Origin of the sequence: Pseudomonas sp. 2(2015) (assembly GCF_000955865.1) — a bacterium.
GTDB lineage: Bacteria > Pseudomonadota > Gammaproteobacteria > Pseudomonadales > Pseudomonadaceae > Aquipseudomonas.
Window position 1 is genome coordinate 80,688 of record NZ_JYOF01000013.1, and the last position, 20,530, is coordinate 101,217.

19 protein-coding genes and 1 pseudogene are annotated in these 20,530 nt (G+C 61.9%); 9 read left to right on the forward strand and 11 right to left on the reverse strand.

Features of this window, described 5'->3' with window-relative positions:
- Nucleotides 1-13 precede the first annotated feature (13 nt).
- Nucleotides 14-1,822, forward strand: a complete 1,809-nt coding sequence (gene oadA, locus UB48_RS17845) for a sodium-extruding oxaloacetate decarboxylase subunit alpha (RefSeq protein WP_045199477.1) — start codon at nt 14-16, stop codon at nt 1,820-1,822.
- A gap of 67 nt (nt 1,823-1,889) precedes the next feature.
- Here oadA and UB48_RS17850 read toward each other — a convergent pair whose 3' ends face one another.
- From UB48_RS17850 to UB48_RS17860, 3 genes are read right to left on the reverse strand one after another with little or no spacing between them, the layout of a single operon-like run.
- On the reverse strand, nt 1,890-2,555 hold the full coding sequence (locus UB48_RS17850; protein ID WP_045199479.1) for a GNAT family N-acetyltransferase: 666 nt from the start codon (nt 2,553-2,555) through the stop codon (nt 1,890-1,892).
- A 17-nt stretch (nt 2,556-2,572) separates the two neighbouring features.
- Nucleotides 2,573-3,019: a GNAT family N-acetyltransferase gene (locus UB48_RS17855; RefSeq protein ID WP_045199481.1), complete on the reverse strand. Its 447-nt coding sequence runs from the start codon at nt 3,017-3,019 to the stop codon at nt 2,573-2,575.
- Between the two features lie 12 nt (nt 3,020-3,031).
- Nucleotides 3,032-3,661 carry an FMN-binding negative transcriptional regulator gene (locus UB48_RS17860; RefSeq protein ID WP_045199483.1) on the reverse strand — a complete coding sequence of 210 codons (630 nt, stop codon included), beginning with the start codon at nt 3,659-3,661 and terminating at the stop codon, nt 3,032-3,034.
- A gap of 90 nt (nt 3,662-3,751) precedes the next feature.
- Between UB48_RS17860 and UB48_RS17865 the strand changes: the two genes are divergently transcribed.
- Together UB48_RS17865 and UB48_RS17870 are read left to right on the forward strand one after the other, a co-directional pair.
- Complete coding sequence (locus UB48_RS17865) at nt 3,752-5,290, forward strand: PLP-dependent aminotransferase family protein (RefSeq protein WP_045199485.1); 1,539 nt, start codon at nt 3,752-3,754, stop codon at nt 5,288-5,290.
- A gap of 282 nt (nt 5,291-5,572) precedes the next feature.
- A complete protein-coding gene (locus UB48_RS17870) occupies nt 5,573-6,013 on the forward strand; it encodes a hypothetical protein (RefSeq protein ID WP_045199487.1) in 441 nt (146 codons plus the stop codon).
- 49 nt (nt 6,014-6,062) lie between these two features.
- Here the strand turns inward: UB48_RS17870 and UB48_RS17875 are convergent, their stop codons facing one another.
- The 6 genes and pseudogenes from UB48_RS17875 to aspA all read right to left on the reverse strand — a co-directional run bounded on the left by UB48_RS17875 (nt 6,063) and on the right by aspA (nt 13,513).
- On the reverse strand, nt 6,063-7,163 hold the full coding sequence (locus UB48_RS17875; protein WP_045199489.1) for a polyamine ABC transporter substrate-binding protein: 1,101 nt from the start codon (nt 7,161-7,163) through the stop codon (nt 6,063-6,065).
- Nucleotides 7,160-8,206: a histone deacetylase family protein gene (locus UB48_RS17880; RefSeq protein WP_045199491.1), complete on the reverse strand. Its 1,047-nt coding sequence runs from the start codon at nt 8,204-8,206 to the stop codon at nt 7,160-7,162. Before UB48_RS17880 ends, UB48_RS17875 begins: the two co-directional genes overlap by 4 nt.
- A gap of 141 nt (nt 8,207-8,347) precedes the next feature.
- Nucleotides 8,348-9,340 carry an AraC family transcriptional regulator gene (locus UB48_RS17885; RefSeq protein ID WP_045199493.1) on the reverse strand — a complete coding sequence of 331 codons (993 nt, stop codon included), beginning with the start codon at nt 9,338-9,340 and terminating at the stop codon, nt 8,348-8,350.
- Nucleotides 9,341-9,400: 60 nt separating this feature from the next.
- On the reverse strand, nt 9,401-10,393 hold the full coding sequence (locus tag UB48_RS17890; protein WP_045199495.1) for an asparaginase: 993 nt from the start codon (nt 10,391-10,393) through the stop codon (nt 9,401-9,403).
- Nucleotides 10,394-10,419: 26 nt separating this feature from the next.
- Nucleotides 10,420-11,866 (reverse strand): annotated as a pseudogene (locus tag UB48_RS17895) (alanine/glycine:cation symporter family protein).
- A gap of 222 nt (nt 11,867-12,088) precedes the next feature.
- Complete coding sequence (aspA, locus tag UB48_RS17900; protein WP_045199650.1) at nt 12,089-13,513, reverse strand: aspartate ammonia-lyase; 1,425 nt, start codon at nt 13,511-13,513, stop codon at nt 12,089-12,091.
- A gap of 177 nt (nt 13,514-13,690) precedes the next feature.
- Between aspA and UB48_RS17905 the strand changes: the two genes are divergently transcribed.
- The 5 genes from UB48_RS17905 to UB48_RS17925 all read left to right on the forward strand — a co-directional run bounded on the left by UB48_RS17905 (nt 13,691) and on the right by UB48_RS17925 (nt 17,312).
- Nucleotides 13,691-14,599, forward strand: coding sequence for a LysR substrate-binding domain-containing protein (locus tag UB48_RS17905; RefSeq protein ID WP_045199499.1), 909 nt, complete (start codon nt 13,691-13,693; stop codon nt 14,597-14,599).
- Nucleotides 14,600-14,801: 202 nt separating this feature from the next.
- Nucleotides 14,802-15,293, forward strand: a complete 492-nt coding sequence (purE, locus tag UB48_RS17910) for a 5-(carboxyamino)imidazole ribonucleotide mutase (RefSeq protein WP_038615995.1) — start codon at nt 14,802-14,804, stop codon at nt 15,291-15,293.
- Between the two features lie 10 nt (nt 15,294-15,303).
- Nucleotides 15,304-16,386 (forward strand): 5-(carboxyamino)imidazole ribonucleotide synthase, encoded by a 1,083-nt coding sequence (locus UB48_RS17915; RefSeq protein ID WP_045199501.1) that lies wholly within the window; start codon nt 15,304-15,306, stop codon nt 16,384-16,386.
- A 93-nt stretch (nt 16,387-16,479) separates the two neighbouring features.
- Nucleotides 16,480-16,728: a GlsB/YeaQ/YmgE family stress response membrane protein gene (locus tag UB48_RS17920; protein WP_045199503.1), complete on the forward strand. Its 249-nt coding sequence runs from the start codon at nt 16,480-16,482 to the stop codon at nt 16,726-16,728.
- Nucleotides 16,729-16,778: 50 nt separating this feature from the next.
- Nucleotides 16,779-17,312 carry a DUF3299 domain-containing protein gene (locus UB48_RS17925; RefSeq protein ID WP_045199652.1) on the forward strand — a complete coding sequence of 178 codons (534 nt, stop codon included), beginning with the start codon at nt 16,779-16,781 and terminating at the stop codon, nt 17,310-17,312.
- A gap of 65 nt (nt 17,313-17,377) precedes the next feature.
- Here UB48_RS17925 and UB48_RS17930 read toward each other — a convergent pair whose 3' ends face one another.
- Together UB48_RS17930 and UB48_RS17935 are read right to left on the reverse strand one after the other, a co-directional pair.
- Nucleotides 17,378-18,274 (reverse strand): D-hexose-6-phosphate mutarotase, encoded by an 897-nt coding sequence (locus UB48_RS17930; protein WP_045199505.1) that lies wholly within the window; start codon nt 18,272-18,274, stop codon nt 17,378-17,380.
- Nucleotides 18,275-18,346: 72 nt separating this feature from the next.
- Nucleotides 18,347-18,748, reverse strand: a complete 402-nt coding sequence (locus tag UB48_RS17935) for an acyl-CoA thioesterase (protein WP_009402429.1) — start codon at nt 18,746-18,748, stop codon at nt 18,347-18,349.
- Between the two features lie 373 nt (nt 18,749-19,121).
- Here UB48_RS17935 and UB48_RS17940 point away from each other — a divergent pair, with 373 nt between their 5' ends.
- Nucleotides 19,122-20,411, forward strand: a complete 1,290-nt coding sequence (locus UB48_RS17940; protein WP_045199508.1) for an MFS transporter — start codon at nt 19,122-19,124, stop codon at nt 20,409-20,411.
- Nucleotides 20,412-20,530 lie beyond the last annotated feature (119 nt).

The following is a 20,530-nucleotide window of genomic DNA, read 5'->3' on the forward strand; positions in this document are numbered from 1 at the left end:
TGAGGAGATAAGAATGTCCAAGAAGATCTTTGTCACTGACACAATCCTGCGCGACGCCCACCAGTCCCTGCTGGCCACCCGCATGCGTACCGAAGACATGCTGCCGATCTGCGACAAGCTCGACAAGGTCGGCTACTGGTCGCTGGAAGTCTGGGGCGGCGCGACCTTCGACGCCTGCGTGCGCTTCCTCAAGGAAGACCCTTGGGAGCGCCTGCGCAAACTGCGTGCGGCACTGCCCAACACCCGCCTGCAGATGCTCCTGCGCGGGCAGAACCTGCTGGGCTACCGCCACTACAGCGATGACGTGGTCAAAGCCTTCGTCGCCAAGGCGGCGGTCAACGGCATTGACGTGTTCCGCATCTTCGACGCCATGAACGATGTGCGTAACCTGCGCGTGGCCATCGAAGCGGTCAAGGCCGCTGGCAAGCACGCCCAGGGCACTATTGCCTACACCACCAGCCCGGTGCACACCATCGACGCCTTCGTCGCCCAGGCCAAGCAGATGGAAGCCATGGGTTGCGACTCGGTTGCAATCAAGGACATGGCCGGCCTGCTGACTCCCTTCGCCACCGGCGAGCTGGTCAAGGCGCTGAAGGCCGAGCAGTCGCTGCCGGTGTTCGTTCACTCCCACGACACCGCCGGCCTGGCTGCCATGTGCCAGCTCAAGGCGATCGAGAACGGCGCCGACCATATCGACACCGCCATCTCCAGCTTCGCCTGGGGCACTAGCCACCCGGGCACTGAGTCGATGGTCGCGGCCCTCAAGGGCAGCGAGTTCGACACCGGCCTGAGCCTGGAATTGCTGCAGGAGATCGGCCTGTACTTCTATGCCGTGCGCAAGAAGTACCACCAGTTCGAAAGCGAATTCACCGCCGTCGACACCCGCGTGCAAGTCAATCAGGTACCGGGCGGGATGATTTCCAACCTGGCCAACCAGCTTAAGGAGCAGGGCGCGCTCAACCGCATGAACGAAGTGCTGGCGGAAATCCCGCGGGTGCGCGAAGACCTCGGCTTCCCGCCACTGGTGACCCCGACCTCGCAGATCGTCGGTACCCAGGCGTTCTTCAACGTGCTCGCCGGCGAGCGCTACAAGACCATCACCAACGAGGTGAAGCTGTACCTGCAAGGCGGTTACGGCAAGGCTCCGGGTGTGGTCGACGAAAATCTGCGGCGCCAGGCCATCGGTAGCGAAGAAGTCATCGACGTGCGCCCGGCCGATTTGCTCAAGCCGGAAATGGCCAAGCTGCGCAACGACATCGGCGCCCTGGCCAAGTCGGAAGAAGACGTACTGACCTACGCCATGTTCCCGGACATCGGGCGCAAGTTCCTCGAAGAGCGTGAGGCCGGCACCCTGACCCCTGAAGTGCTGCTGCCGATTCCGGAAGCCGGTGCCGTGGCCTCGGCCGGCGGCGAAGGCGTGCCGACCGAATTCGTCATCGACGTGCACGGCGAGACCTACCGGGTGGATATCACCGGTGTCGGCGTCAAGGCCGAAGGCAAGCGTCACTTCTACCTGTCCATCGACGGCATGCCGGAAGAAGTAGTGTTCGAGCCGCTCAACGAATTTGTCGGCGGTGGCAGCAGCAAACGCAAGCAGGCCAGCGCCCCTGGCCATGTCAGTACCACCATGCCGGGCAATATCGTCGATGTGCTGGTCAAGGAAGGCGATACGGTCAAGGCCGGCCAGCCGGTGCTGATCACCGAGGCGATGAAGATGGAGACCGAGGTGCAGGCGGCAATCGCCGGCAAGGTCACCGCCATTCACGTGGCCAAGGGCGACCGGGTCAACCCGGGCGAGATCCTGATCGAGATCGAGGGCTGATTTTCAGGCCCTCATCTACAAGCGGTTAACCTCTGGGGGGCGTATGCCTCCCTTTTTTTGCCTGCTCCTACCGGCACGCCTCCAAGGTCTGTACCTGTCCCTCGGGCCGCTGGTTATCTGCCGCCAACCAACGTTCGAACCCCGCCGCAATCTCCGGCCATTCATCATCGGTAATCGAGAACCAGGCGGTGTCGCGGTTTCGGTCCTTGATCACCATATGCTTGCGAAACACGCCTTCGAAGGTGAAGCCAAAGCGCAGCGCGGCGCGCTTGGAGCGGGCGTTGTCGTTGTTGCATTTCCATTCCAGGCGGCGGTTGCCCAGCTCGAACGCCAGTTTGCCAAGCAGGTACACCGCTTCGGTGCCTTTAGGTGTGCGCTGCATGGCAGCACCAAAGGCGATATGGCCAATCTCGATGCGGCCCTGTTCGGGCACGATCGACATCAGGCTGAGGATGCCCTGGGTCTGGCCGCTGGCCAGGTCAATGACACTGTAGAACAGCGGATCGCTGCTGGCGGCATTGGTGTCGAGCCAGTGATCGAAGTCTTCGCGCTCGGTGAACGGACCGTAGGCCAGGTATTCCCACAGTGTGCGGTCGGCCTGGGAGCCCTGGAACACTTCCCAGAGGTCTTCGGTGTCGCGCTTGGGGTCGAGTTTTTCCAGGCGCACGAAGCGCCCGGTCAATGTTGCAGGTTGCGGGCGCTTGGCCGGATGCCAGTGCAATGGGCTGCTCATGGGGTGGCTCCTCTGGCTTACAGCGGTTTGCGAAACTGGATGAAGCCGGGCCGCTCGGCGACCTGCTCGTACAGGCTGATGGCCGTGGCGTTGCTTTCGTGGGTCAACCAGTGCACCTTGGCGCAACCTGCCGCCTTTGCCGTAGCGTAGACGTATTCGATCAGCTGGCGGCCGATACCCAGGCCGCGTTGCTCACTTTGCACGTAGAGGTCCTGCAGGTAGCAGGAGTTCTCGATGCTCCAGTTGGAGCGGTGATAGATCCAGTGGACCATGCCCAGTGCCTTGCCGTCGACCCAGGCCAGGGCGGCGTTGGTCGGCTCGGCCGGGTCGAGCATGCGCGCCCAGGCCACGGCGCTGACCTCGTCATCGATACGGGTTTCGTAGAATTGCTGATAGGCCTGCCACAGCGGTAGCCAGGCGCTGTGATCGTCGGCGGTGACAGGGCGGATGGTGACGTTAGGCATAGGTGTGTTCCTTCAAGGTTGGCCCATCAGGGCGGCCAATTGGTTGTCCAGGGGGTCGTTGCTGTTGGCCAGGCCGGTGCGCACGCCTTCGATGTCGATGGCCGAACGGTTCTGGCTGAGTTTGCGTGTGCCTTGCAGGCGCTCGATGGGCAGGGCGAAGCCGACGATTGCCTTGAGCATGCCGGCCATGTAGTCGGCGGGCGCTTCGTCCACCGACCAGGGTTTGGCCTGGCGTTGTTCGTGGTGATCACTCAGGCGGCGGACGATCTCCAGCAGACGCTCGGCGTCATGGAAAACCTCAGCCTTGCCCCAGGCGTGCACAGCCACGTAGTTCCAGGTCGGAACCGTGCGCGGGTCGTCGACCTTGCTGGGGTAGTAGCCGGCGCTGACATACGCATCGGGCCCGGCAAACACCAGCAGCGCCTCGGCGCCGTTGGCCAGATCCTGCCATTGCTTGTTGGCGCGGGCGAAGTGGCCGTACAGGGTGCCGTTGCTGCCCTGTTTGCGATCCAGCAGCAGCGGCAGGTGACTGGCCTGCAAGCCCTGTTCACCGTGGGTGACCAATACGGCCAGGCGCGTTTGCTCGATCTGCTGGTGCAGACGCTCGAGGTCGGTTTCCTTGTAGCTCGAAGGTGTGAACATGTGGATTGTCCTTGGCGAATGGCTCAATCCTAGGCAGGCTATTGGACTAAGGTAAGAGCCATTTCCAGCTAATTTTATAGGTCCATTGTCATGAGCGAGCGCCCCTTCACCTTGCCGTTCGACCCGACTGGTATCGTCCTTGATCGCCGCCAGGGGCTCAGCCGCCAGCTTTACCAGGCGCTTCGCATGCGCGTGCTGGACGGTCGCCTGAGCAGTGGCACGCGCTTGCCGGCCAGCCGTGATATGGCTGCGGCGCTGTCGGTGTCGCGCAACAGCGTGGTGCGGGCCTACGACCAGTTGTACGCCGAAGGCTATATCGAAAGCCGGGTCGGCGATGGCACCTATGTCAGCCAGCTGCCAAAACTATCCACAAAAGTATCCACAGGGTTATCCCTGGGTTTTTCCACAGGGTTATCCACAAAAACAGCAAATAGCACTGTGGACTCATCCAGCAAACTTATCCACAATGGTCCTTGCAACCGCCTGGAAAGCCACCATTTACCGCCACCGAAAAGTGGTCCGCCACGGGCTTTTCGCGTCGGTTTGCCGGCGTTCGATTTGTTCCCTTTCGACGTCTGGGCCAAGCTTCAGGCGGGTTTCTGGCGCAACCCCGATCGCGCTGCTTTGGGCTATGGCGACCCGGCTGGAGAGCCGCAACTTCGTCAATTGATCGCGACCTATTTGCGTCGATCTCGTGGACTTTCCTGCACGGCTGAACAAATTGTGATCACCAGTGGCGCACAGCAGGCCATCAGCCTTTGTGCACAGCTGTTATTGGAGCCTGGCGAAGTAGTGGCTGTGGAAAACCCCGGTTACCGCGCTGCTGGAAACGCCTTCGCCTTGACCGGGGCAAAAGTGCAAGGCGTGGCGGTCGACGATGAGGGCCTGGACTGCGCTGCGCTCAATGCCGTGGAACATTGTCGCCTCAGCTATGTGACGCCATCGCACCAGTATCCGACCGGCGTCACCATGAGCCTGGCCCGTCGTCTGCAGTTGCTGGCCTGGGCCGAGCGCAAGGACGGCTGGATCATCGAAGATGACTACGACGGTGAGTACCGCTACAGCGGCGACCCGCTAGCGCCTCTGGCAGCGCTGGATCGCAGTGGGCGGGTGTTGTATGTCGGCACCTTCGGCAAGATAGCCTTTCCGGCGCTGCGCCTGGGTTACCTGGTGCTGCCCAGGCAGTTGGTGCAGGTGTTTTCCCGCTGCCGGGCGCTGGCCGTACGCCACTCTGAAATAGGCACTCAGGCAGTGATGGCCCAGTTCATGGCCCAGGGGCATTTTCAACGGCATATCCGGCGCATGCGCAAAGCGGCGCTCAGCCGAAGAAATACGTTGATGGCAGGATGGCCACAGGGCATCAGCGGCATCGGCCCGCTGCCACATGTAGCTGCAGGTCTACATGTGGCAGTGCGGGTTGATTCGCTTGCGCGCGAACGTACGTTGATCGGGCAAGCCGAAAGTGTTGGCGTCGAGATTAACGGCTTGAGTGATTTCTGGCTGCCAGACTCGGATACGCCGGAGGATGAGCGTGCTGGACTGGTCTTGGGGTTTGCCGCTGTTCCGGAAGCTGCGATTGAGGTCGCAGTGCGGCATTTGGCTGAAGTTTGGGGCCACTCAAAGAGCTGAAGGGATTTACAGTGAGTTCATTCGCTGGGCATGTGTTACATGCCCGTTGGGCTAAATTTTTAGGTTACAAGTTAAATTTTTAACTTGATTGACGTTGCCTTCTCACGTGGTAGAACTTTCATGGGCTCAGGGTAAGCCCGTGCTATTTCAGTTCAAGATTGTTACGTCATTTAATTCGAAAATCATTAGTCACACTTTTATTGGTGGCGCGGCGTGTTAGCTCGCCTGATGGTTTTTGCTCGGTATATAGGGCCAATAATGAAAGAATCCCATAAACACTGCATGAAAGCGGCCTTGAAGGAATTCAGCAAGCCTGGAAAACGAAATTTTTCGTTACCTGCAGGTGATAGTTTCACTGCGTTGATCGATGGTGAGCCCTTCGTTGCAACAGACGTCCGTGGCTTCCACAGCTTCGGTGTAAGAATTGTCGTCGGGTTGATTGATGGAGGTAGTGAGCGCCGCTACATCACGGTGGCAGCCGATGATTACCTGGCGGCCGGCGAATATGATGTAACGCTTGAAGGAGAAGTTACCATCGGTTATGTCGTCGAGAACCCTGAGGGTAATAACGAATACTCCGCAGAGACGGGCCGTATCAAAATGTCGAGTGCGGCAAATACCGAGTTTTCCGGGAAGTTCAATGCAACACTGGTCGAAAGTTCGCCGTACAAGGCGATTACCGAAGCCTGTTTCAAGGTAGGTCAAACTGTCGAATTGTCCTGACGGATAGGTTCGACATACCTCCCGCCATTGTTGGCGGGAGGTATTGCGGTTACTTACCGGATTTGATCTTGCTCCAGGCGCGGGTGCGTGCGCGCTCGGCGTCCCGCGGCAGCGGTTGCAGGGTATAAAGCTTGGCCATGGCTTCTTCGGTGGGGTACAGGTTGGGGTTATTGCGGATGGCCGGGGCAACCAGTACGGTGGCGTCCTTGTTCGGGTTGGGGTAACCGACAAAGTCGCTGATGGGCGCAATCACCTTTGGCTGCAGCAGGTAGTTGATGAAGGTGTAGGCATCTTCCGGGTTGGCCGCGCCTTTGGGGATTGCCAGCATGTCGAACCAGATTGGCGCACCTTCCTTGGGCAGACGCATGTCGACGACCACGCCGTTCTTCGCCTCGCTGGCGCGGTTGGCGGCCTGGGAGAAGCTGCCGGAGTAGCCGACCGCTACGCAGATGTCGCCATTGGCAATATCCGCCATGTATTTGGAGGAATGGAAGTAGGTGACGTGCGGGCGGATTTTCAGCAGTAGCTCTTCGGCCTTTTTGTAATCCGCAGGTTTCGTGCTGTTCGGTGGCAGGCCGAGGTACTGCAGGGCCAGTGGCAGGATTTCAGAGGGTGAATCAAGCAAGGCCACGCCGCACTGCTTGAGCTTGGCGATGTTCTCCTCCTTGAAGATCAGGTCCCAGCTGTCGACCGGGGCGTTGTCGCCCAGCGCCGCCTTGACCTTGGCCGGGTTGAAGCCGATCAGCACGGTGCCGTACATGTAGGGCACGGCGAACTGGTTGCCGGGGTCGTTGGCCTCGATCAGCTTCATCAGCTTCGGGTCCAGGTGCTGCCAGTTCGGCAACTTGCTGCGGTCCAGGGGCTGGAACACCCCGGCTTCGATCTGCTTGGCCAGGAACACGTTGGACGGCACCACCACGTCGTAGCCGGAGTTGCCGGTCAACAGCTTGGCTTCCAGGGCTTCGTTGGTGTCGAAGATGTCGTAGATGAGTTTGACCTGGCTGTCTTTCTGGAAGTCCACCAGGGTTTGCGGGGTGATGTAGTCGAACCAGTTGTAGACCCGCAGGGTGCGTTGTTCGGCAGCTTGCAGGCTACCGGCGAGCAGGGTGCTGCACAGCAGCGGGGCGAGCAGGCGCTGGAGTCGGGTCATGCTTGAGCTTCCTGTTGGGCGCGTTCGAAACCTTCGAGTACGTTCACCGCGTTGATGCCGATTTCCTCGACCGCATAACCGCCTTCCATGACGAACAGCGTCGGCTTGCCGAGGCGGGCAATGCGTTCGCCCATCTGCAGGTAGTCGGGGCTATCGAGCTTGAACTGGGAAATCGGATCGTCCTTGAAGGTATCCACGCCCAAGGAAATTACCAGCACGTCCGGGCCGTAGGCGGCGATGCGCTCACAGGCCTCGTCCAGGGCCTTGCTCCAGGTCGGCCAGTCACTGCCGGCTGGCAGCGGGTAGTTGACGTTATAGCCCAGGCCTTCACCTTCGCCGTGCTCGTCGGCATAGCCGAGGAAAAACGGGAACTCGGCCTGCGGATCACCATGGATCGAGGCGAAGAACACATCGCTGCGCTGGTAGAAGATTTCCTGGGTGCCGTTGCCGTGGTGATAGTCGACATCGAGGATAGCCACCTTGCGCCGGCCCTGGTCGAGGAACGCCTGGGCGGCGATGGCGGCGTTGTTCAGGTAGCAATAACCCCCCATGACGTCGCTGGCGGCGTGGTGCCCGGGTGGCCGGCAGAGGGCGAAGGCGCTGTGGGCGCCGGCCTGGATTGCCGCCTGGGCGGTAAGGGCTACTTGTGCGGCGCTGTAGGCGGCTTGCCAGGTACCCGCGGTGATGGGCGCGCCGGCGTCGAAGCTGTAGTAGCCAAGCTCGCCATGCAGGCCGCTGGGTTTGACGCTGCGCAGGGTGCGCGCCGGCCAGGTGAAGGGCAGCAGGTCGCCTTCATGACCCAGTTGGGTCCAGCGCTGCCAGGCGCCTTCGAAGAAATTCAGGTAATCGGCGCTGTGCACCCGCAGCAAGGGCGCGCGGCCAAAATCGGCAGGGCCCTTGATGGCCCCCAGTTCACGGGTCTTTACCCGATCCAGGACATGGTCGGCGCGCGAGGGCATTTCGAAGCAGGGCATCAGTTGCCCGTCGATCAGCTCGCAGCGGCCGTGGTGCAGGCGGTGGTCATCGGAATAGATCGTCAGCATGTTGTTGTTCTCCGGGTCACTGGCGTCGCTCCATTGTTGGTGGCACGGGCCTGCTGCAGAACGACGGAAACGGCCAAAAGGGGATCGATATGGCCAACCTGACTGTCCGGATTTCGCCCCCCGGCGGTGCAAGCGCGATGTTCAGGCGCGGAAGTGACTCGGCGCCACCCCGCTCCAGCGCATGAAGGCGTGGCGAAAGCTGGCGGTCTCGCTGAAGCCGAGTAGTTCGGCGATGCGGTAGATGGGCAACTGATCTTCGGCCAACAGTTGCTTGGCGCGCTCGAAACGCAGTTCATCGAGCAGCTGTTGATAACTGCTGCCCAGCTCTTGCAGGTGCCGGCGCAAGGTGCGCGACGAGCAGTTCATTTGCCGCGCCAGGCCCTCGAGGCCGGGCGCCGCATCGAGTTGTTCGAGCAGCAGTTGGCGGATCCGCCCGAGCCAGGCCTGGCGGCCGGTGAACTCCAGGTTAAGCCGCCGGCAGCGCTCGCTCATGGCCTGGTGAGTGATCTGGTCGGCCAGCGGCAGGGGCTGGTCCAGCCATGTGCGGGCGAAGGCGAAGGCATTGTCGGTGGCCTCGAATCGCAATGGGCAGGCAAAGCTGTCGCCGTACAGTGCATGGTAATCCGGCATTGGGTGGGCGAAGCGTGCAGCCGTCAGCGGCAATGGCTGGCCAAGCAGGTCGTCGCAGATGACTTTCAGCGAGGTCAGACAGAACTCGGCGTTGAATGCAGCCAATTGCGGGTCTTCGCGATAATCGCTGGCGCTGAACCAGACCCGCTCGCCATCCTCGACCAGACGCAGCTGAAAAAGTGTTCCCAGTAGCGCCGGGTACTGCATCGCCAGGCGCAAAGCGTCACCTAAGGTGGCACTGGAGAGCAGGGCGTAACCGAGCATGCCGTAGCAGGAAACATGCATGCGCCGGCCCAGCTCCAGGCCTACTTCGCGGCGTCGGGCCACCGCATTGGCACACACCAGCATCTCTTGGCGGGTGGTGATGCGCGAGTCGGCGCGGCCCAGGTCTGCCGGGCTGATGCCGCTGCCGGCCAGCAGCGCTTCAGCGCCGGGGCCCTGGCCTTGAAAGGCTTGCAGAACCAGCGACACAGCGTTGAGGGTGGTGAGGTGTGAATGGAGCATGCTCGGCTTCTTTCGACAGGTTGGCCGAGCAAATCGAGCAATTTGTATGCCTTGAGCCGCTTACAGCAATTCCCCGCAAAGGTCCTGCTCCACCAGGTGCCTTACCTCGCCAACCGGCAAGCCGCTGCCCAGCAGCAACTGCAACTTGCCAAGCAACGCTTCGCGGGTCATGCCGCCACCCGACAGCACGCCGGCCTGACGCAAGCGGCTGCCGGCCTCATAGACATCCAGTTCGACCCCGCCTTCATGGCACTGGGTGATGGCGACCACGACCACACCGCTTGCCTGAGCCTCGCCCAGAGCGGCGAGAAAGTCGGGGTTGTCGGAGGGGCCGGTGCCACTGCCAAAGCATTCCAGGATCAAGCCCTGGGCACCGCTGGCGAGCGCGGCCTGCACCATTGGCGCGCCGATCCCCGGCACCAGAGGCAGAACGGCGACATTGGCGACTTGCTTGGGCTGGCGATAATCGAGCGCTGCAGGCCCGGGCATCGTTGCGTCAGCGCCGGCAAAGCGCTTGAGGGTAACGAACGGATGCCGGCCAAAGCTGCGGACCTTGGCGGTACGGTGCGGGGCTAGCAACTCTCCGTGAAAATACAGCTGCACACCCGGCGCGACGCCGGTGGCCAGGGCTTGTAATGCGCCGGTGAGGTTCTCCCAGGCATCGCTGTCGGCGACCCCGGCCGGCAGCATCGAGCCGGTGAACAGCACTGGGGCCTGCAAGCCCAGCAGCTGGAAGCTCATGGCGGCGGCGCTGTAGGCCAGGGTATCGGTGCCATGCAATACCAGCACGGCATCGCAACCTTGGCTGTCGACGGCGTCGATGATCGCCGCACGCAGGCGCTGCCAGTACTGCGGGGTCATGTTGGCGCTGTCGATCAGCGGCAGCAGTTCACGGAACTGCCAGGTGGGAATGCCGGCCTGGCCGGCCAGTTGCGCGCGCATCCGCTGTTCGAAGCCGGACGCCGGAGCCAGGCCGTTGGCGCTGGCTTGCATGCCGATGGTGCCGCCGGTGTACAGCACCATGATGTTGCGGGCCGGTTGCGCAATTGCCATTCGCCTGTCTCCGTGGTCGGCTTGGGTTAAGCCGACCACAGTACGCGAACACCGGGCTGGCTGTCAGCGCTTGGTGTCTTCGACCTTGGCAGGCCAGGCGTTGGTGTCCAGGTCGAGGTCGGCGAACTTGGCCGAATCGAACACCGGCGTTTTTATCCCGGCTGCGCGCTGGTCGTCGTAATCGCGCAGTACGCGCATGGCCACCTTGAACAGCAGGGCCAGGGCGATCAGGTTGACGAAGGCCAGGCAGGTCATGGTGATGTCGGCGAACGCGAACACCGTGCCCAGGTTCTGCACCGCGCCCCAGAAGATCAGCAGCAACACCAGGGCGCGGTAGCCGATCAGGGCTTTGCGGTTGTCGCCGACCAGAAAGCGCAGGTTGCTCTCGCCCAGGTAGTAGTTGTAGAGGATCGAGGTGAACACAAACAGCGCCAGGGCGACGCTGATGAAGATCCGCCCCCAGTCACCGACCACCGCCGCCAGCGAGTTCTGGGTCAGGGCAATGCCGTCGCCTTCGAAGCCCGGGGTGTAGAAGCCCGACAGCAGGATCAGCAAGGCGGTGCAGGTGCAGATAATGAAGGTGTCGAGGAACACCGAGAACGCCTGGACCACGCCCTGGGCAATCGGGTGGTCGACTTCGGCCACGGCGGCGACGTTGGGTGCGCTGCCAAGGCCGGCTTCGTTGGCGAACACGCCACGTTTGACGCCCATGATGATGGCGCTGCCAACCAGGCCACCGAAGGCCTGATCGAGGCCGAAGGCGCTCTTGACGATGGTCATCAGCATGTCCGGCACCTGGTCGAACTGCAGCACGATCACGTACAGGGTCACGGCAATGTAGGCCAGGGTCTTGACCGGTACCAGCAGGTCGGCGACGGCGGCGATGCGCTTGATGCCGCCGATGAACACCAGGCCCAGCAGAACGGCCAGGGCGATGCCGGTATAGGTGGTGTCGAACTGGAAGGCGTTGTTCAGCGAGTGGGTCACGGCGTGGGCTTGCAGGCCGTTGAAGGCGAAGCCGAAGGTCACCAGTAGCAGGAAGGCCATGACCATGCCCAGCCAGCGTTTGCCCAGGCCATGTTCGATGTAGTACGACGGCCCGCCGCGGTACTGGCCTTCGCTGTCGCAACGCTTGTACAGCTGGCCGAGGGTGCATTCGATGAAGCTGCTGGACATGCCGACCAGCGCGGTCACCCACATCCAGAACACCGCACCGGGGCCGCCAAGGGTCACGGCGATACCGACCCCGGCAATGTTACCGGCACCGACCCGGCCGGCCAGGCTGAGCATCAGCGCCTGGAACGAGCTCAGTTGCTCGCTGCTGCTGCGCAGGCTGTCGCGAAACACCGCGAACATGTGGGTGAAGTACCGCAACTGAACGAAACGCGAGCGGATCGTGAAGTAACTGCCCAGACCGACAATGAGCACGATCAGTACCTTGCCCGAGAGGAAGTCGTTGATGACTTCAAGCATGGAGTGTTCCTCGCTTTTGATGACTTTTGCTGCGTGTAGCGCCAGGGTGCTGGCACGCAAGAGGGCGGGCACTATACCGATGCGAGCGCCGCGCGTCTGCCTTGGCGTGGCGGATATGCCATCTGAAAGGGCATAAAAAAAGGGCCCGGGGAATGATCCCTGGGCCCTCAAAAGGTGAGAGGTGTCTAGTCCCTCGACCTGGTGAGCGTGTTACAGCATCGGTTACGCCTTGAGCGGCACCAGACGCGGAGCAATCATGTTTTCCGGACGCAGGATGTCGTTGAGCATCTCTTCGTCCAGCAGGCCTTCCTCGCGGACCAGTTCCAGCACGCCACGGCCACTTTCCAGGGCGATGGCAGCGATACGGGTGGCGTTTTCGTAGCCGATGTACGGGTTCAGGGCGGTGACCAGGCCGATCGAGTGCTCGACCAGTTCACGGCAGCGCTGTTCGTTGGCGGTGATGCCGACGATGCAGTGCTCGCGCAGCATGTCCATGGCGCGTTGCAGCAGGCGGATCGAGTCGAAGATCTTGTAGGCGATCAGCGGCTCCATGACGTTCAGCTGCAGCTGGCCACCTTCGGCGGCGACGGTCAGGGCCAGGTCGTTACCCATGATGGCGAAGGCCACCTGGTTGACCGCTTCCGGGATTACCGGGTTGACCTTGCCTGGCATGATCGAGCTGCCTGGCTGACGCGCTGGCAGGTTGATTTCGTTGATGCCGGTACGTGGGCCGCTGGACAGCAGGCGCAGGTCGTTGCAGATCTTCGACAGCTTGACCGCGGTGCGCTTGAGCATGCCCGAGAACAGGACGAAGGCGCCCATGTCCGAGGTGGCTTCGATCAGGTCGGCAGCCGGGACCAGCGGCTGGCCGCTGATGGTGGCCAGGCGCTGAACGGCCAAGAGCTGGTAGCCAGGGTCGGCGTTGATGCCGGTACCGATGGCGGTACCACCCAGGTTGATTTCAGTCAGCAGCTCTGGCGCCAGCGAACGCAGACGGTTGAGGTCTTCGGTCATGGTGGTGGCGAAGGCGCGGAATTCCTGGCCCAGGGTCATCGGCACGGCGTCCTGCAGCTGGGTACGGCCCATCTTCAGTACGTGGTCGAATTCCTGGCCTTTGGCAGCGAAGGCCTGGATCAGGCTGTCGAGGCTGGCCAGCAGCGCGTCGTGACCCAGCAGCAGACCCAGGCGGATCGCAGTCGGGTAGGCGTCGTTGGTCGACTGCGCCATGTTCACGTCGTTGTTCGGGTGCAGGTACTTGTACTCGCCCTTCTGGTGGCCCATGGCCTCCAGCGCGATGTTGGCGATCACTTCGTTGGCGTTCATGTTGGTAGAAGTACCAGCACCGCCTTGAATCATGTCGACCACGAACTGCTCGTGGTAGTCGCCGCGGATCAGACGGGCGCAAGCCTCGCTGATGGCAGCGTGCTTGGCATCGCTCAGGTGACCCAGCTCGCGGTTGGCGTCAGCAGCAGCCTGTTTGACCATGGCCAGGGCCACAACCAGTTTAGGGTAGTGCGACAGCGGAACGCCGGAGAGGTGGAAGTTGTTGGCAGCACGCAGAGTCTGGATACCGTAGTAGGCATCGGCAGGAACTTCGAGGGTGCCAAGCAGATCTTTTTCGACACGGAACGATGCAGCAGCGGACATGATGGATATCATCTCGATTTTGACCCGGCACATGCCGGAATGGCGCCAATCCTAGGCCCGCGCCGATTTTGCGGCCAATGCTGTTGCACGCTAACCTATGCACAAACGGCATACGGGTTGATGTGACGCCAACTGCCGATCGAGCGTGTTCAATTTTGGTGCATGCCTGGAGAGCCCATGAACCTTGAGAGCAAATGGCTGGAAGATTTCAGTGCCCTGGCCGCCACCCGCAGCTTTTCCCAGGCCGCCGAGCGCCGCTTTGTCACCCAGCCGGCCTTCAGCCGACGCATTCGCAGCCTGGAAGCGGCATTGGGGCTGACCCTGGTCAACCGCTCGCGCACGCCGATCGAGCTGACGGCGGCGGGGCAATTGTTTTTGGTGACGGCGCGTACGGTGGTCGATCAGCTGGGCGAGGTGCTGCGCCATCTGCATCACCTGGAAGGCGGGCAGGGCGAGGTGATCCAGGTGTCGGCGGCGCACTCGCTGGCGCTGGGGTTCTTTCCGCGCTGGATCGCGCAGTTGCGCAACGACGGCCTGAACATCGCCACGCGTTTGGTCGCGACCAACGTCGGCGACGCTGTGCATGCCCTGCGCGAAGGCGGTTGTGATCTGATGCTGGCGTTCTACGACCCCGATGCCGCCTTGCAGATGGATGCGGAGATCTTCCCCTCGTTGCACCTGGGCCACACTGAAATGCTGCCCGTGTGCGCCGCCGATGCCGACGGCAAGCCGCTGTTCGACCTGGAAGGCGAGGGCAGTGTGCCATTGCTGGCTTACAGCGCCGGGGCGTTCCTTGGGCGTTCGGTCAATCTGCTGCTGCGCCAGCGCAACCTGCGCTTTACCACTGTCTATGAAACGGCGATGGCCGACAGCCTCAAGAGCATGGCCCTCGAAGGCCTGGGCATCGCCTGGGTGCCGAGGCTGTCGGCGCGGGCCGAACTTGAACGCGGTGAGCTGGTGATTTGCGGCGGTAGCCAGTGGCACGTACCGCTGGAAATCCGCCTGTATCGCTGCGCCCTGGTGCGCAAGGCCAACGTGCGCCTGCTGTGGCGCAAGCTGGAGGGTGGGCCGGCGACGCCGGCTTGACCCGAAAGTCAGCCAAAGCCCCGAAAAATAAGGCCGACAGTTGGTCGTTGGAGTGCATTAAGCGCACCGCTTTGCGATATACTGCGCGGCCTTCGGTCGGTTTCACCCGGCCCTAATTCGTATAACAAGCCACGCCGGTTGTCCCCGCGTGGCTTGTTGTTTTTTGACGCGCCTGCGGGCGCCCAAGAGAAGAGGCTCGACGATGAGTGCACTGGTTGGCGTGATCATGGGCTCCAAGTCCGATTGGTCCACCCTTAGCCACACCGCCGATATGCTGGAAAAACTCGGCATTCCCTACGAGGTCAAGGTGGTCTCTGCCCACCGTACCCCGGACCTGCTGTTCCAGTATGCCGAAGAGGCCGAAGGCCGTGGCATCGAGGTGATCATCGCCGGCGCCGGTGGCGCTGCCCACCTGCCAGGCATGTGCGCGGCCAAGACCCACCTGCCGGTGCTGGGCGTACCGGTGCAGTCGTCGATGCTCTCGGGTGTCGATTCGCTGCTGTCGATCGTGCAGATGCCGGCCGGCATTCCGGTTGCCACCCTGGCGATCGGCAAGGCTGGCGCGATCAACGCCGCGCTGCTCTCGGCGAGCATCCTCGGCGCCAAGCACCCGCAGTTCCACACTGTGCTCAAACAGTTCCGCGCTGAGCAGACAGACAACGTTCTGGACAATCCAGATCCGCGCCAGGCTTGAGGTCAAAAGCATGAAAATCGGTGTAATCGGTGGCGGCCAGCTGGGCCGCATGTTGGCCCTGGCAGGTACTCCGCTGGGCATGAACTTCGCTTTCCTCGACCCGGCTCCGGACGCCTGCGCGGCGCCCCTGGGCGAGCACCTGCGCGCCGATTACGGTGACCAGGACCACCTGCGGCAGTTGGCCGACGAAGTTGACCTGGTGACCTTCGAGTTCGAAAGCGTCCCGGCAGAAACCGTGGCCTTCCTTTCGCAGTTCGTGCCGGTCTACCCGAGCGCCGAGTCGCTGCGTATCGCCCGCGATCGCTGGTTCGAAAAGAGCATGTTCAAGGACCTGGGCATTCCCACCCCGGCCTTCGCCGATATCCAGTCGCAAGCCGACCTGGAGGCCGCCGTTGCCAGCATCGGCCTGCCTGCCGTGCTCAAGACCCGCACCCTGGGTTATGACGGCAAAGGTCAGAAAGTGCTGCGAACTGCCGCAGATGTTGTGGGTACTTTCGCCGAACTGGGCAGCGTGCCGTGCCTGCTCGAAGGCTTCGTGCCGTTCACCGGCGAAGTGTCGCTGATCGCCGTGCGTGCACGCGATGGCGAAACCCGCTTCTACCCGCTGGTGCACAACACCCACGAGAACGGCATCCTGCGTTTGTCGGTGGCCAGCGAAGACCACCTGCTGCAGGGCCTGGCCGAAGACTACGTCGGTCGCGTGCTCAAGCAGCTCGACTACGTCGGTGTGCTGGCCTTCGAGTTCTTCGAAGTCGATGGCGGCCTTAAAGCCAACGAGATCGCCCCGCGGGTGCACAATTCCGGGCACTGGACCATCGAAGGCGCCGAGTGCAGCCAGTTTGAGAACCACCTGCGCGCCGTTGCCGGCCTGCCGCTGGGTTCGACCGCCAAGGTCGGCGAAAGCGCCATGCTCAACTTCATCGGCGAAGTGCCGGCAGTCGACCAGGTGATCGCCATCGACGAATGCCACCTGCACCACTACGGCAAGGCCTTCAAGGTCGGTCGCAAGGTTGGCCACGCCACTCTGCGCTGCGACGACCTGACGACCCTGGAGCAAAAAATCCAGCAAGTCGAAGCCCTGATCAAGGGCTGAAGGGAACCTTCCCGCCCCGCTGTCCCTCTGATGGCAGGATGCCAAAGCGCTGACTAGGCTTTGGCATGCGCCATTCAACTCAGAGGGATTGCCATGGGTATCATCGGAACCATCTTCATCGGCCTGATCGTCGGTCTGCTGGCACGCTTTCTAAAGCCTGGCGACGACAGCATGGGCTGGATCATGACCATTCTGCTGGGCATTGCCGGTTCGCTCGCCGCGACCTACGGCGGCCAGGCGCTGGGCATCTATCAGGCTGGAGAGGGTGCAGGTTTCCTCGGCGCGCTGGTGGGCGCGATTATCCTGTTGGTGATCTACGGGCTGGTCGTCAAAAAGAGCTGACGGCAGGCTAGAATGCTCGGCACCGAATTCCTTCGTTGCCGAGCTTTTTCATGCGCCGTGTATTACTGCTTTCTCTATTACTGCTGAGCGGCCTGGCCCGGGCTGAGTTGCCGGAAACCGACTGGCTGGAGCTGATGCCCAAGTCGGACCAGAAAGCCCTCGAGCAGATGCCCGAAATCGACCACAACTCCCCGGAAGCCATGGGCACCTTCAGCGAAAAAGGTGGCCTCAAGCAGAGCAAGGGCCTGCCGGCGGTGATGTATTCGACCAAGACCGTGGCCGCCATGAATGGCAAGCACATCCGCCTGGGCGGGTATCCGGTGCCGCTGGAAACCGACGCCAAGGGCAACAGTACGCTGTTTTTCCTGGTGCCTTACCCCGGCGCCTGCATCCACGTGCCGCCGCCACCACCGAACCAGCTGGTGCTGGTGCGCTATCCCAAGGGCTTGAAGCTCGACGATATCTACACGCCGCTGTGGGTCAACGGTACGTTGAAGGTGGAGACGGTCAGCAATGACCTGGCGGATGCGGCCTATGCAATGGATGCAGCCAAGGTGCGGGTGGTGGAAGACGCCGATCTTTGAATGATCGCGGGGCAAGCTTGCTCCCACCGGATACTGTGGGAGCGGACTTGCCCCGCGATAGTGATCTACAGCTGTTCGCTATCGATTTTCAGACTCAGCGAATGGATTGCCCCAGGCGCCAGTGTCACCACATCGTCCCACACGTTCGCGGTCTCGATGCAGAGCATGCGCTGCCAGCCATCGTCGGCCATGTCCGGCAACTCAGCGGCACGCTCGGTCCAGGGGTTCCAGATCACTGCCGTACGCGAACCCTGGGCCGTTATCACCACGCGACGGTTCCAGGCCGGGTCGACGATGCTCAGTTGCTCGGGCGCCTGCAGATAAATGCGGTCGGTTTCACCGGCAAAGCTCAGCGCGCCTTGCTGCTGGCGCTGCTCCCAGTTGGCCAGGGTTTCGATGTAGTTCAGACCATCGACACCTTCGACCTGGACCTCGCGCACATCGCTGACCGCGAAGTAGCTGTGCAGCGCCTGGCTGAGGGTGACCGGGACGTTGTCGAGGTTATAGCTGGAGAGGGTGATGCTCAGCTGTTCGCCCATGACGATGGTCAGCTTGAGCTCAACGATGTGTGGCCAGCCGGGCAGGTCGCCTTTGGCCTCTGGCAGGGTGAATTCGACTGTTACATTGCCGTCCTTCACGGCGATGCCCAGCAATTGCCAGTCACGACCGCGCACCAGGCCATGGGCCGGGCCGTCTTCAGCGCGATACATGGCCTGCACGGCATCGGGGTTGCGCTTGAAAATGCCAAACCAGGGCCAGCACACCGGAACCCCGGCGCGCACGGACTTGCCCTGCCTGAAGATGGCCTGTTCGCTGAGCCACAGCAAAGGTGGCTCGCCGAGCCGCTGATAGCTGAGCACCTGCGCGCCTTGCTGGGCGACCAGCAATTCAGCCGTGTCGCTGGTGATGCGCCAGCAATTGAGCTCGCCGTGCTTTTCGGATTCGACCTTGGGTGTGGACATGCGCTTTATCTCGTAGGTTTGCCGTACGGCCTTGGACCGCTTGCATACCTTCGAGTTTACCGCGCAGCGGTCTCAGCGACGAGGAGGAACCGAGCGGGTGCGCCCGCTGCCGTCGATGGCGACGAACACGAATACCGCTTCGGTCACCTTGCGCCACTCGCTGGACAGCGGGTCGTCGCTCCACACCTCGACCATCATCTGGATTGAGCTGCGGCCGATTTCCAGGGTCTGGGTATAGAAGGACAATTGCGCGCCGACTGCCACCGGCACCAGGAATGCCATGCGATCGATGGCCACGGTAGCTACCCGGCCACCGGCAACGCGACTGGCCATGGCGGTACCGGCCAGGTCCATCTGGGCGACCAGCCAGCCGCCGAAGATATCGCCGAAACCGTTGGTTTCACGGGGCAATGCGGTGATCTGCAAGGCCAGGTCGCCTTGCGGGATAGGATCTTCTTGTTCGAGTTCAATCATGCCGGGGGTGCCTCTGACCCATGACGCTTCGTTGGTTGGCGCTATGACAGACGCCTCGAAAAACGATTCAGCACAACTATTCTACGCTGCTTTCGCTTTGCCAGGCGGCGAAGGGAAACTCTGCGAAACCGACTAAGCATACCTAGCGGCGTTTTCGCACAACATCCTTCAGAAGGCGCAACCCTTTCCTACAAGCGGCCAGTATATAGAGCCGAAAGCGCAGCGACGACCATGCAGTCATGAATACTTGTATTGAATTTGTACTGCTATGTGCTTTTTCTGCCAATTTGCTATCTTTCCAGGCTGCCCAGGCCCAAACCCGCGTGCCAGGCGGCCTGCACCCCCAATAAGAAATGCCAAACAAGAGAGACCTATGACCTCCGTGCCCGGCAGTATCGCGCAGCCTTCGAGGCCGCTGACCCGCAGTGACTACAAGACCTTGTCGCTTTCCGCCCTGGGCGGTGCGCTGGAGTTCTACGATTTCATCATCTTCGTGTTCTTCGCCACGGTGGTCGGCAAGCTGTTCTTTCCCGCCGAAATGCCTGAATGGCTGCGTTTGATGCAAACGTTTGGCATCTTTGCCGCCGGCTACCTGGCGCGGCCGCTGGGCGGCATCGTCATGGCCCACTTCGGCGACCTGCTGGGGCGCAAGAAGATGTTCACCCTGAGCATTTTCATGATGGCGGTGCCGACCCTGATCATGGGGCTGTTGCCGACCTATGCGCAGATCGGCCTGTGGGCTCCGATCCTGTTGCTGGTGATGCGGGTGATCCAGGGCGCGGCGATTGGCGGTGAAGTGCCGGGCGCCTGGGTGTTCGTCTCCGAGCACGTGCCGGCGCGCAACACCGGGTACGCTTGCGGCACGCTGACGGCGGGGCTGACTGCCGGGATTCTGCTCGGTTCGCTGGTGGCGACGCTGATCAACACGGTTTACAGCCAGCAGGAAGTGGCCGATTACGCCTGGCGTATTCCGTTTCTGCTCGGCGGCGTGTTTGGCTTGTTCGCGGTCTATCTGCGCCGCTGGCTGCACGAAACCCCGGTGTTTGCCGAGATGCAGGCGCGCAAGGCGCTGGCCGAAGAAGTGCCGCTGCGCGCGGTATTGCGCGACCACCGTGGCGCCATCGTGCTGTCGATGCTGCTGACCTGGCTGCTGTCGGCCGGCATTGTCGTGGTGATCCTGATGACCCCGGCGCTGCTGCAGAGCCTTTATCAGGTCAGTCCGACCGATTCGCTGAAGGCCAACAGCCTGGCCATCGTCCTGCTCAGCCTCGGTTGCATCGGCACCGGCGCGCTGGCCGACCGTTTTGGCGCCGGGCGGGTGTTCATTGTTGGCAGCCTGGCGCTGCTGGTGACCTCCTGGACCTTTTATCACACGCTGCCTACCCACCCCGAGTGGCTGTTCCCGTTGTATGCCTTGACCGGCTTGTGTGTCGGCATCGTCGGCGCCGTGCCGTATGTCATGGTTAAAGCCTTCCCGCCGGTAGTTCGGTTCAGTGGCCTGTCGTTTTCCTACAACCTGGCCTACGCGATCTTCGGCGGCCTGACGCCGATGGCCGTCACCGCGATGCTCAAGTTCAGCCCGATGGCGCCGGCTTATTACGTTGCTGGTATCTGCACCATTGGTCTGCTGGTGGGTATTTATCTGACCGCGAAAAAGCGCTGAAACCGCTCTAAATCAAACCTCGCAACATTTTGAAAAGGCCATCACCGCTCGCCGGTGATGGCCTTTCATCTAATTGTCACATTCGATTCATAGAGTAGTCATACGGCCTGCAGATACTT